Source organism: Pigmentiphaga sp. H8 (assembly GCF_003854895.1).
GTDB lineage: Bacteria > Pseudomonadota > Gammaproteobacteria > Burkholderiales > Burkholderiaceae_B > Pigmentiphaga.
This window is the reverse complement of the sequence record NZ_CP033966.1, coordinates 4825115-4838118: the sequence shown is the minus strand read 5'-3', so window position 1 is coordinate 4838118 and position 13004 is coordinate 4825115. Positions and strand designations below refer to the sequence as shown.

Sequence of the window (13004 nt, the reverse complement as noted above, 5' to 3'; positions counted from 1 at the left end):
CGACAAAAGGTGAGCATCGTTCCGGTGGATACCGATAGCATCTGGGGGAACACGATTGGCGCTTTCCATTGCAAGATGTGAGTGCTTACAAGATTCCGCGGGCTTGCCTCCATACGCGAATGGCAGGACCTGCGGCATAGTCATCGCAGACGGCGCCTCATAGCTCCGATGAACCGTTTGGATCTTGTCCTGGCCTGGCGAAGCAGCAGGTATACGAAATGTTCGGTCTGTCGAGGCTCGCTGATGGCTTCAGGTGCTTCCGGTGGTGAAACGGCAACGGGTGCCTCGACGGGAGGCAGCGGGCTGCTTTCGATGTGTGTGGCCAAGCTCAACAATATGTTCGCATCGAGCGGTGATAAGCCATCCAGACTGTGTACGAGGCGCCGGCGTTTCAGGAAGGAGGCAGTTTCTTCTCCGTCGCCGCGCGGCGTCGGCACCAGATGCCCCGGTTGGGGAACCAGCGAAAAGCGCTGCTTCCTCCACGCCAGCCGGGTGTAGGTGGCCGTTCCATCCCAGGTGTTCGCGTCCAGATCATCCCAGCCGCCCGAGTCTTTCCACGCCGCCGTGCGAACCATAGCGCTGGCTGCCATGTACTGATCTTCCCTGAGTGCCAGCGCGCGCGCTTCCGGAATGCCCAAAGGTTTTCGTGTCTTGCTTTCCGTCGGCACGCCGCCAGACCGGGGAAAGCACGCGGATTCGACCGCGTTCAAGGCGAAGCCGGTTGCAGCGAGCAATTTCGGGTCGGTGGCCAGCGCGTTCCAGCCGTCCTCGAGCGTGCGAGGCAAGAGTATGGCGCCATCATCCAGAAAGAACGCGAATTCGGTCTGGATCTGCTGCAGGCAGATATCCCGCGGCCCGGTACTATCGGTGGTATGCAGATGCAGCTTGATCTCTAGATCCGAATTCTTTTCATCCAATGCCCATGCCTCCAGTGCTGCGGCGGCCAGTTCATCCGATCGTCTTCCGACCAGAATCACTCGGGTAGGCTTCAGTCGCGAGCGGCGAACGGACAGCACGAAGTCGTCCAGTTGATCGAGCGTCCGATTGTCGGCAAAGGCGACGACGGTGACTGCCGGCGATGGCAGTTCTACAAAGCGAGGCCATTCGGGACTGGGCGGCGAAGCACCATTACGTCCCCACCACTCATTGACTTCCCGCTGACGTTGTCGGAGACGGCCGCGCGCCTGGCTGGCCTGGACCTGGTGCTCCTTGGGCGATAGCCGGAGGACATCTTCGATCCTGCGGGCCAGCGCCTGGGGGGTAGGATCGCAGAAAAAGCGCGAGACATAGTCCGGATCGTCCACGACCTCTATCACCCCGCCGGTGTTGTAAGCGACCAGCCGTGCACCGAGCAGCAACTGCTCCAGCACTACGTAGGAGAAGCTCTCCCCTCGCGACGGGACGATGAATAGCGTGTCCTCGAGATGTTGGCTGATGTACTCCAACAATTGCTGATGCGAGAGATGAGTCCAGCTGTAGTTGGCGACGCCGCTCAAAGTCGCCACGTCTTCACCGGAAGGAACGCCGGGAGCCAGCGAGATAACCTCTTGTACTTGCCCGGTCGAGAGGAGTCCCATCGCCTGGACGAAATCCGCCCATCCCTTCAACTGCAGGTATTTCCCTACGAAAGCGATGCGTCTGATGGCCCCGTAGTCAACCGGTCTATCGTCCGGCAGCAATGAGAGGTCGAAGGGGAGGCGAACAATGGTCTGGTTCGCGACCTCATAGCCGTATTCCTCCTGCATGAGATGCTGGCCCAGGTATCTGGAGGGGGCGTAGCAACTGTCCGCATGTTTGAAGACGTAGCTGTCCCTGATTGCCAGCGACGCTTCGAAGGGGGAATAATTTATCGCCCCTTCATCGCGGAAACCGTACTTCAGATAATCAATGGCCCCATGCATGAAAATACGCAAGTGCAGCCAGGACGGGAGCATGCCCGTACGCTTGGCCTGTACGATCCGGAACAAGATGGATTGGTAGTCCTGCGCCTCGACAAGCGATACGTTGGGCAGCAGGTACAGCGCATTGCGCAACACTTCCAGCGAGTCGTGGCCAAGGTGGAAGTCCTCAAAACTGACATCCGCGAGCGACCGAGGGGCTAATGTCCTTCGGTCCAGGTCGATGGGTTCGGCCCGGGCATCACACATCAAGACGGCGGCTCGCGGGTCGAGGAGCTTGATGTTCCGGACGTAAGTGCCTATCCCGCCGGCAGGCCCCAGTCCTGCATCCTCCGTCGTCAAGAGCAGCCAATCCGCCGTGGCCAGTCGCCTGTCCCATCCACCGTCCTCGAGATAGGCGGCGTAATCGTGAAGCGTCAGAGTGGCAGTCATCCAGCCGTCGTCCCCGGCCTGTAGGGGAAAGCCGCCGGCCGCCAGAAAGTTGGAGAACGCTTCCCGGGACCAATGCCTGAATCGTCCCGGCACGTTTTCATGCACGAACATGACCGTACCGCTACGTGCAAGGCAGACGCGCTTGAGCGCGGCGAGCAGCGGGCGTGGGTCGGCGAGATCTGACAGGAATTGCGATCCGAGGACCCAGAGCGTGTCGTGTTGATCGTATGCCCGAACGAACGCGTCTACCTGGCCTCTCCAGTTGTCCACGAGCCAGTCGGCAGGCAGGGTCCCTGCCGCGAAGGCTTCCAGGGGACGGTGAATGTCTGCCTGATCGGAGCAGGGTTTGGACAAATGGCCCAAGACGACGGCGGAGCGATAGGGCGAACCCCGGAGCGTCTCTTTCAGTCGGTTCGCATCGATAGGACTGAGTTGGCCCGTGGAGACGTCCCGCGCCGATAGCGGAACGGGTTGTGCGCCAAACTCGGAAAACGCACTGGTTAGATGTAGATTCATCTTTCTTCCGCAGATCGGTTCGATTCTTTGGCGGGCCGGCCATACCTTCGAAGTATTCGAGGGGCTGCTCGCGATCCGGGAATTGTAGGGGGAGTTCGGGACGAAACGATGTCGCTGATGATCGGGGCGGAGCTATCGGTTTCCGTGCTCAGGGACCAAGCGTCCCTCCCTTGCTGACCCTGTGCTGGATATGCCTTTCCTGTCTGATGAGAATTTCTTAGGGTGTGCCATGTCGCGTTTCCGCTTCAAGGATGATCTTTCTGGTGCAGAAAGACTCCTGTACCAAAAAATCCGCTTGATTAGCGCAGCGTTGGGCTTGGGAGCGCTCGCCTTGATATTCGTTGATTTGGGTCTGGTTTCGCAGGGTTGGGGTCGCTGGCGGAATTTTCTTTTTTCTTGTCTCCGCCGTCTTCAACAACGCTCGGCATTTCAGCGTTCGGGTCATTTGGTCGAGATGGGCTCGATGTGACAACGGTTAAATGGAAGCTAGGCTGAGCACGATTCGCTACGCTCCGTACGCTTAGGGAACGATTGATAAACAGAGCTATACATATCGAATCGATTCAAATGTTCTAGGATATGGAGGAAGCTCAGCCGGGCAGAGTCAAATCTTGTCTCTCGGCTATGGCGGGGGAGGACGCTGCGCCCGGCGAGGTTGTCGCGGAGCTGCTAGCACGCAATAGTGGCTATGGATATTGCTTGAGGCTATGCCGGCCGGATCAAGTTGCTGTCGAGCGGCAAGGTCATGAGGCTTCTGTATTCGTGGGCGACGCTGTCGACCATGATCACGTTATGGTGCAGACTGTCCTGATTGACGAGGTGGATTTCTATCCACTAGAACTGAAAGTTTTTCGCCTAGACGGAAAATCTCTATGCACTCCTTTGGAGGTGTTGGAGTTTAACTTGGTAAGGGAAGATTGATTGATGGTGATGCCTTTTCTCGTCAATATAGGGCTCGGCCAAGGCTGATTGAAAATACGTAAGTTTTCCACCATGGCAGTTGTTAGCCTTTAGACGTATTGGCTGCTTCGTCCCCGCTGACCGCGCGTATCGGCTTGCCCCCCGCCTGAACAACCGTACCCCCACTGCCCTGAGTCATCCACAAACAAGAACACCACCGGTGTCATTAGTGAACTCGAGAGCGTCGATGTGATTGATCCGCCCAGTACCGTAAACGCCATCGCGCCCGGAAGCTCGGGTCCCGGCCCGGGCTGACTGTGATCGGCACAGACCGGCAACAGCACGCATCGTAGCTCTGTCTATGACATCCTGGGCCAGCCGACGAGTTCGACTATGACCCTGGCGGGAGGCCTCCAGGGGAACCTGATCTATGCGGGCCATGCGGCCGTGGGATGTGCTAGTGGCGAATTGCAGGGAGGTGGTTGCCTGCGCGGTGCCGCCTCTGCCGTGGCCGGCAAGCTGATGACGGTCAATGCAAAGGGCTGGGAGGACTATGAGCGATTCGCCATGACCGTGGCAGTTGGCGGAACGGTCTCTGTTATCGGTGGCGGACAATTCGCCAATGGTGCTATGTCTGCGGTTATGGGTTATCTATACAACAAATGCAGCCATGAGGGGTGTTGGACTACGTCTAAAGAAAAGGGATTTCTTAACAAGGTGATTATTTAAGCTACTACGGCGAGGCGTATGGTCAGGGGGATTCTTACGCATGTAAAGCATATTCTGTGGCGGCAGAAGAGGGAGCGTGGGGTAAGGTAGCGCAGGGAAACCTTCATTTCAGGGCAGCCCTTTCAGGCGTGGAGTTGACATCTGGTGTTAAAGATGGGATTAGATTGGATCTTGCAAGGTCCTATGCGGCGTTGCTGCCGAATAATGCCAGTCATGCTGTTTTTCCCACTGCGGAATGTATTACTAAATTTCATTGGGAAGTTTTCGATAAGTACGGTCTCCCCTCCTCTGCTTTCACCGCAACTCCGGCTGGCAATACTAGTTATTTCGGCAAGGCAGTGAATCGTATCATTGGCCCCATTGGTCAAACGTGGGGACCTGCTTGGTGCACAGGTACATGCAAATAAATTGAGAGTAATAGGTGTAGTGTGAAAGTAAATCGAGATTTTCTGTTCGGCTCGTTGTCGATACTTGCGCTCGTGCCCGCTACGGTTTTTCTCGGAGGAGTTTTAGTTGTTTTTGTTTTGACCGTATGGGCTTTGATAGAGGGCTGGAGGGAGGGGGCGAGAGTAGATGGCCAGTTGCTCTACGTGATCGTTTGTTATGGAGCCGGTGTAGTGGCTATAGGCGAACTCTGGAAGGGAGTCATTAAAAAAATAAAATTTTCGGATAGAGTTTCCGCAAGAAAAATGTGGGTAGTGATCGCTTTTGGGGGGGTGGCTGGGAGTGGAGCGCTCTTAATTGGCGGGCCCCCTCTTTTCCTGAGTGTGGTTCTACCCCTTGTCGTTCCTGTCGCATGGCTTTGGAACGTGATGTCTCGCGGGTTGTAGAGGAAAAAGAGAAATTATATGCAGAGGGAATTGCCGCCTATCATATTGATTTCACCATCTGGAGTCTGTGCGAATTCGTGCAGGTTTCTGATTGGCTTGAATAATACAGTCCAATTGCCAGTGAAAATGTGATTTTTTGGTCTGCATCTCCCTGTTCCCGTTAGTATTGGGCGAAGAATAAAAATATCGAGTTTCTTGTCGTTTAGCAGGGCGTCGTGTGTGCTGTTCTTGGTCGCGTGGCTATCATTGAGGGTAGGGGTTTTTACTGGCGAGGACAAAATTTCATAACGAGATCTAGTTGGTCCTAATGTTTTCCGCATGGTTGGTTTCACCATGAGGGCAGGTCATAAGTGAGGCTCTCGTGGGTTGCCCAGAGCTGCTGGCGGATTGCTTCCGACACACTGAGTGCGACTATGGATCAGAAACATCCCAGGCACGCCCTGTTGCGCTTCTCACCGCGCAGCATCGGTCTGCCCCCGCCTGAACAACCGCATCACCCACTGCCCAAAATCATCCACAAACAAGAACACCACCGGTATCACCAGCAAACTCAGAAACGTCGACGTGATCAGCCCTCCCAGCACCGCGATCGCCATCGGCGACCGGAAGCTCGGGTCGGCGGCTCCGTAGCCGATCGCGATCGGCAGCATCCCGGCGCCCATCGCCATGGTGGTCATGATGATGGGCCGGGCCCGCTTGTGGCAGGCATCGACCAGCGCATCCCAGCGGCTCATGCCCGGCACCGCCGGCCGCACGTCGGTGGCGGGGTGTCCCCGCCGCGCCAGGATGGCGTATTCGACGAGCAGGATGGAGTTCTTGGTGGCGATGCCCATCAGCATGACCAGGCCGATCAGCGAGGGCATGGAGAAGCTCTTGTGCGCGATGAGCAGGCCGACGAAGGCGCCTCCCAATGACAGGGGCAGGGCGGCCAGGATGGTGACGGGGTGCAGGAAGTGTTTGAACAGCAGCACCAGCACGACGTAGATGCACAGTACGCCGGTCAGCATGGCCAGGCCGAAGCTCTGGAACAGTTCGCCCATGACTTCGGCGTCGCCCACGGTGGCCTGGCGCACGCCGGGCGGCAGGTTCTTGATGGTGGGCAGGTCGGCCACGCGCTGGGCGACTTCGCCCAGGTCCATGCCGGCCAGTTCGATCTCGAAGTTGATGTTGCGCGAGCGGTCGTAACGGTCGATGACGGATGGTCCGGCCGAGAAGTCCAGGGTGGCGACCTGTTCGAGCAGGACGGGGCCGCGGGTGCCGGGCACGGACAGGCGGCCGAGCAGAGAGAGGTTTTCGCGCGCGGCTTCGTCCAGGCGTACGACGATGGGGACCTGGCGCTGTGACAGGTTGAGCTTGGGCAGCGAGATGTCGTAGTCGCCGACGGTGGCGATGCGCAGGGTGTCGGCGATGGCGCTGCTGGTGACGCCCAGGTCGGCGGCGCGGGCGAAGTCGGGGCGCACGGCGATCTCGGGGCGGATAAGGCTGGCGGTGGACGAGATGTTGCCCAGGCCCGGGATGGTGCGCAGTTCCTTGGAGACGGCCAGGGCAACCTGGTTCAGCGCGTCGGGGTCGTCGCCGGTCAGCACGAGCACGTATTTGTTGTTGGACCCGCCCAGGCCGACGCGGCTGCGCATGCCGGGGATCTCGTCCAGGGCGGCGCGCATGTCTTCTTCGATGCCTTGTTTCTTGGGCCGGTCGTCGCGCGGGTCGAGCTGGATGGTCAGGGTGGCCTTGCGGACCTCGGCCGCGCCGGCCATGGCGAAGGGGTCGCCGCCGGCGGTGCCGCCGCCGATGGTGGTGTAGACGCTGCGCACGTGCGGCACCTTGGCCAGCCGCAGGCGCACGAGTTCGGCGGTGTCCAGGGTCTGGGCCAGGGTGGAGCCGGGTGGCAGTTCGACCACGACCTGGGTCTGGGAGTTGTCGTCGGCGGGCATGAAGCCGGCGGGCAGCAGGGGGATCATGCCGATCGACAGGATGAAGAACACGGCGGCGCCGAGCACGGTCAGCCAGCGGTGGCGCAGGCAGGCGGCGACCCAGCGCATGTAGGTTTGCAGCCAGCGCGGTTCCTTGCCCGCGTGCACGATGGGCTTGAGCAGGTAGGCGGCCATCATGGGCGTAAGCACGCGCGCGACGATGAGCGAGGCGAACACGGCCAGCGAGGCGGTCCAGCCGAACTGCTTGAAAAAGCGTCCGGCGACGCCGCTCATGAAGGCGGTGGGCAGGAAGACGGCGATCAGGGTGAAGGTGGTGGCGACGACGGCCAGTCCGATTTCGTCGGCGGCTTCCATGGCGGCCTGGTAGGGGCTCTTGCCCATGCGCAGGTGGCGCACGATGTTCTCGACCTCGACGATGGCGTCGTCGACCAGGATGCCGATGACCAGCGACAGGGCCAGCAGGGTGATGACGTTGATCGAGAATCCCAGGAAGTACATGCCGGCGAAGGCGGGGATGACCGACAGCGGCAGCGCGACGGCGGAGATCAGCGTGGCGCGCCAGTCGCGCAGGAACAGCCACACCACCAGCACCGCCAGTAGCGCGCCTTCGTAGAGCAGGCGCATGGAGCCGTCGTACTCTTCCTGGACCGGGGTGACGAAGTTGAAGGATTCGGTGATCTGCAGGTCGGCGTGCTGGGCCTTGAGTTCGTCCAGCGCGCGCTGGACGCCCGCGGCCACGTCGAGTTCGCTGGCGCCGCGGCTGCGGGCCACCTCGAAGCCGACGACGGGCTGGCCGTCGAGCAGGGCGGCGGAGCGGCGTTCGGCGATGGTGTCGGTCACGGTGGCGACGTCGGACAGCCGGATGGGCCGGCCGTCGCTCAGGACCAGCCGCAGGTTGGCGAGTTCTTCGGCGGTGCCCACGGTGGCCAGGGTGCGCACGGGCTGTTCGGAGTCGCCGATGTCGGTGCGGCCGCCGGAGCTTTCGCGCTGCACCTGGCGCAGCTGGCGCGAGATGTCGGCGGCGGAAGCGCCCAGGGCCTGCAGGCGCTGGGGGTCGAGCGCGATGCGTATCTCGCGGGTCACGCCGCCCACGCGGTTGACCGCGCCCACGCCGGGCACGTTCAGCAGCTTGCGGGCGACGTCGTTGTCGACCAGCCAGGACAGGGCCTCGTCGTCCATGCTGCTGGCGCGTACGGTGAAGGCCAGCACGGGTTGGCCGGCCAGGTCGACCTTGTTGATGATGGGGTCGCGCAGGTCGGCGGGCATGTCGGCGCGCACGCGGGACACGGCAGAGCGGACGTCGTCCACCGCTTCCTGTAGGGGCTTCTCGAGTTCGAATTCGGCGGTCAGGCTGACGCTGCCGTCCTGGATCTTGGTGTAGACGTGCTTGAGGCCCTGCAAGGTGGCGATGGAGTTCTCCAGCTTGCGCGCGACGTCGTTCTCCAGCTGGCCGGGCGAGGCCCCGGGCAGCGCGGCCGTGACCTGCACCATGGGCAGGTCGATGTCGGGGAAGTTCTGCACCTTCATGGCGCTGAACGACAGCAGGCCGGCGAAGGTCAGCAGCACGAACAGCATGACCGACGGAATGGGGTTGCGTATGGACCAGGTCGAGACGTTCATCGCGTGGGCTCTCAGCGCGTCACGGCGGTGGCGGGGGTGGCCGCGGGAGCGGGCGTGTCGACCACGCGTACCAGGTCGCCGTCGGTCAGGAAGCCGGCGCCGCGCACGGCAACGCGGTCGGTGGGCGCGAGGCCGTCCAGGACCTCGACGCGGTCGCCGTCGCGCCGGCCGGCCTGGATCTTGCGCTGGGCCACCCGGTTGTCCGCCCCCACGACGAAAACGTAATTGAAGGCTTCGCGCATGACGACGGCCTGCTGTGGCACGGTCAGGCCCTGCGCCGCGCCCAGTTCGAACTCCCCGCGTGCGAACATGCCGGCCTTGGCCGAGGAGTCCGGCGCGTCGGCCCCGGGCAGGTCGACGTAGACCAGGGTGTTGCGCGTCTGCGGATCGACGGTGGGGCCGACGGTGCGGACCTTGCCCCGCAGGCGCTCGCCGCTGGCCGCGACGACGGTGACGGGATCGCCCACGCGCACGCGGCCGACCTCGGCGGAGGTGACTTCGCCGCGCCATTCCAGGCGGCCCTTGCGGATCATGCGGAAGAGTTCGGTGCCGGCGCTCACGACCGCGCCCACCGTGGCGGTGCGCGACGAGATGACGCCGCTGTCGGGGGCGCGGACCTGGGTGAATTTCAGGCGCAGTTCCTGCGCGGCCAGGCTGGCGCGGGCGGACTCCACGCGCGCCTGGGCGGTCTGGCCGCCGGTCACGTACTGGTTGATTTGCGATTCGCTCAGCGCGCCGGAGGCCTTCAGGGACTGGGCGCGCTCGGCATTGGCGCGTGCCTCGGCGGCGCTGGCTTCGGCCTCGGCCAGCGCGGCACGGGCCTGGGCGATGTCCGCGCGCACGGTTTCCTGGGCGAAGGTGGCCAGTACCTGGCCGGCCTTGACGGTATCGCCTACGTTGACCAGGACGTCCTGCAGGCGCAGGCCGCCGATCTCGGCGCCCAGGCTGGCTTCCTGCCAGGCCATGATGTTGCCGTTGGCCTGGAGCGCGACGCGCAGGGATTGCATCCGCGGTTGGGCGACGGTGACGGTCAGGGCCGGCCGGACGGCCGCAGGGGCGTCGGTATCGGCGGCGCGCAGGGCGGGGGCGAGGACGGCACCGGCCAGGATGGCGCCGAGCACGGCGGCGGCGATGAGAGGGCGTAGCGGCATGGACGGGATCATGGTTGGGATGGGGCCGGGGCCTGGGGAGACCCCGCGGCGACGCGTTTCGTGAGAGGTTCCGTCAGGAGGGATGGGTGGCCGGCGCGGTGGATGCCGCGGGCGGCGTGTCCGGCGGCAAGGGCGCATCCTGGCGCCAGCCGCCGCCCGCCGCGCGGTACAGCGCGATCCAGGCCGCCATGCGTTCGCGCTCCAGGGCGGACTGGGTGGTGCGGGCCGTCAGCAGCATGCGCCGCGACTCCTCCAGCTCCAGCAGGCTGGCCAGACCGCCGCGATAGCGCTGCTCGGTGGCTTCGAACGAAGCCTGGTATCCCTCGACCGCGGCGCGCGCGTCGGTGGTGCGCGCGGCCGTGCTTTCCAGGTTGACCAGGGCTTCCTCCACTTCGCGCACGGCTTGCCGGGCCGTGGCCCGGTACTGGGTGACGGCTTCGTCGTAGCGGGCCTGGGCGGCATTGATGTCGGCGCGGCGCCGGCCGCCGTCGAACAGCGGGAGCGTGACCGACAGCGGGCCGATGGACCAGGTCGAGACGTCGACGTTCGTGCCGCGTGCCCTGAACGAGGCCGCGCCCACGCTGCCGGCCAGGGTCAGGCGTGGGTAGCGTTTGGCTTGGGCGCTGCCGACCTCGGCGCTGGCCGCCGCCACGTTGCGGTCGGCGTTGAACAGGTCGGGGCGCTGCGATAGCACGGCGGCGGGCAGGTGGTCGATGGCGAACAGGGCGTCGGACGCAGGCTGCGCCGGCGTGGCCAACCGGGCTCGCAGCGCGGGTTCGTCCAGCGCGGTTAGGGCCACCAGTGCCTTGACGCTGATGTCGCACAAGGCGCGCTGCTGGCGGGCGCGGGCGGCGGCTTCGGCGCTGCTGGCGCGCGCCAGCGCGGCGTTGGCGGTGGACTGGAAGCCCGCGCGCATGGCGAGATCGGTCAGGCGCGAGCTTTCCGCGCGCGAGGCCGCGTCCGATTCCTGGATGGCGAGTTCGCGGCGGCAGCTGCGAAAGTTGTTCAACTCGTTGGCCACTTCGGCGGCGACCGAGATGCGCGCGTCGTGCCACTGGGCCTGCGCGCCCTCCAGGCGAGCCTGCGCGGCGTCGCGCGTGGCGGCGTTGGCGCCGAACAGGTCGATTTCCCACGAGGCCTGCAGGCCGGCCTGGTTCTGCGTGGCGACGCCGCCCGCGATCTGGGAGAACCCGCGGCTGGTCTGGGCGGTGGCGTCGAGCGTGGGCCCCAGGGCGGCGCCGGACGAGACGCGGGTGGCGCGGGCCTGGAGAAAGCGCGAGCGCGCGGTGCCCACGGTCGGGCTGGCCGCCTGTGCGGCTTCGATCAGCCCGGGAAGTGCCGGATCGCCGGCTTGTTGCCACCATTCCAGCAGACGCTGTTGGCTGGAGTGGTGCGGCAGGGAGGGGCCGGCGGCGAGGGGCAGCGGGGCTTGCCAGCCGGTCGGCGTGGCCAGCGGCACGGACGGCGCGGGCGGCTGCAGGCTGCAGCCGGCAATCAGCAGCAGTGGGGCCAGGCCCAGGCCGAGCAGGCCGGGGCGGGGGAACGAGGAAGCAAAGGACTTGGCGCGAGCGAGAGACATGCTGGAGGGCGGATGCCGGCGGGATCACCGTCGGTCCGCACAGTTAAGATGCATGGACGACTCGATAGCGTAATCGAAAAGATATTAGGAAGTCGTGAATATCGAGAATATTTCTCGATACGGAAGGGACGCGGGGCAAGCCACGGTGCCCGCCCCGCGTGCTGCCTACCGGGACAGCGAGGCCAGGTCGTAGCCCGCCACGCGCTTGTAGCCGTTGGAAATGGCGGCCAGCTCCTCCTGGCTGATGACGTCGTCGATATGCCGGAACGGACGGTCGCCCGTGCGTTCGTAGACCTCCTTCAGGATGGCGTCGGGAGGCGTCTTGCGGTTGGTCAGCACGATGTCCGTCGTGGCCGGCCGGCGCTGCGCTTCATACCGGCCCAGCGCGGCCGGCACGTCCGGTTCCGCGGCCAGCGCGGCGGCCAGGGCGCGCGCGTCCAGGATGGCCTGGCCCGCGCCGTTCGAGCCGCGCGGGATCATGGGGTGCGCCGCGTCGCCCAGCAGGGTGACCCGGCCCTGCGTCCACCACGGCAGCGGATCCTGGTCCACCATGGGGAATTCGAGCAGGACGTCCGCGGCCCGGATCATGGCGGGTACGTCCAGCCAGTCGAAGCGCCAGTCCTCGAAGACGCCGATGAAGTCCTCCAGCCTTCCGCGCCGATTCCAGTCGCGGCGTTCGTAGCGGGGCGTCGTCACCTCGGCCACCCAGTTGATCAGTTGCAGTCCGTCGGCGTCGAGCGCGTTGCGGATCGGGTAGATGACCATCTTGCCCGGCGTCAGCCAGCCGCCGCGGACATACGTGGCGCCGTCGAAATAGGGCTTCCAGCGGGTGACGCCGCGCCACATGTTGACCCCGGAGTAGACCGGTTCGCCTTCGCCGGGATGCAACTGCTTGCGGATCACCGAGTGCAGGCCGTCGCAGGCGATCAGCGCATCGGCCGTGCGGGGCGCGAGAGGGTTGCCCGCGGGATCGACGAACGAGGCGGTGACGCCGCCGGGCGTCTGCGTGAACCCGGTGCAGCGATGGCCCGCGACGATGCGGTCCGCGCCCAGGCGCTCGCGGCAGGCTTCGAGCAGGATCCTCTGCAGGTCGCCGCGATGGACCTGGAACTGCGGCCACTCGTAGCCCGCCTGCCGGCCGGTCGGCTCGGAATAGACGTGTTGCCCGAAGCGGTTGAAGAAGGTGGTGGTCGTGGTGGTGACGGCCACCCGCGCCAGCGCCTCGTTCAGGCCCAGTTCGCCCAGAACGCGGGTCGAGTGCGGCAGCAGGCTCACGCCCACGCCCAGCGCCTGGATTTCCGGCGCCGCTTCGAACACCCGGGCGGCGATGCCCACCTTGTGCAGCGACAGCGCCAGGGTCAGGCCGCCTATGCCGCCGCCCACGATCATGACTTCCATGAAGACTCCTCTTGGTA

6 protein-coding genes are annotated in these 13004 nt (G+C 64.1%); 1 reads left to right on the top strand and 5 read right to left on the bottom strand.

The features are described from left to right. Positions 1–140 precede the first annotated feature (140 nt). Positions 141–2846, bottom strand: a complete 2706-nt coding sequence (locus EGT29_RS22760; RefSeq protein ID WP_124691123.1) for a glycosyltransferase — start codon at positions 2844–2846, stop codon at positions 141–143. A 1293-nt stretch (positions 2847–4139) separates the two neighbouring features. Here EGT29_RS22760 and EGT29_RS22755 point away from each other — a divergent pair. Further along, complete coding sequence (locus EGT29_RS22755; RefSeq protein WP_124691122.1) at positions 4140–4475, top strand: hypothetical protein; 336 nt, start codon at positions 4140–4142, stop codon at positions 4473–4475. 1282 nt (positions 4476–5757) lie between these two features. On the opposite strand, the gene EGT29_RS22750 is transcribed toward EGT29_RS22755, so the two are convergent. The 4 genes from EGT29_RS22750 to EGT29_RS22735 all read right to left on the bottom strand — a co-directional run bounded on the left by EGT29_RS22750 (position 5758) and on the right by EGT29_RS22735 (position 12987). Continuing rightward, the gene (locus EGT29_RS22750) at positions 5758–8859 is read right to left on the bottom strand and encodes an efflux RND transporter permease subunit (RefSeq protein WP_124691121.1); all 3102 of its coding nucleotides are present in this window, start codon (positions 8857–8859) and stop codon (positions 5758–5760) included. 11 nt (positions 8860–8870) lie between these two features. Continuing rightward, a complete protein-coding gene (locus tag EGT29_RS22745) occupies positions 8871–10010 on the bottom strand; it encodes an efflux RND transporter periplasmic adaptor subunit (RefSeq protein WP_238160174.1) in 1140 nt (379 codons plus the stop codon). Positions 10011–10083: 73 nt separating this feature from the next. After that, positions 10084–11589 (bottom strand): efflux transporter outer membrane subunit, encoded by a 1506-nt coding sequence (locus tag EGT29_RS22740; protein WP_124691120.1) that lies wholly within the window; start codon positions 11587–11589, stop codon positions 10084–10086. 165 nt (positions 11590–11754) lie between these two features. Next, on the bottom strand, positions 11755–12987 hold the full coding sequence (locus EGT29_RS22735; protein WP_124691119.1) for a flavin-dependent oxidoreductase: 1233 nt from the start codon (positions 12985–12987) through the stop codon (positions 11755–11757). Positions 12988–13004 lie beyond the last annotated feature (17 nt).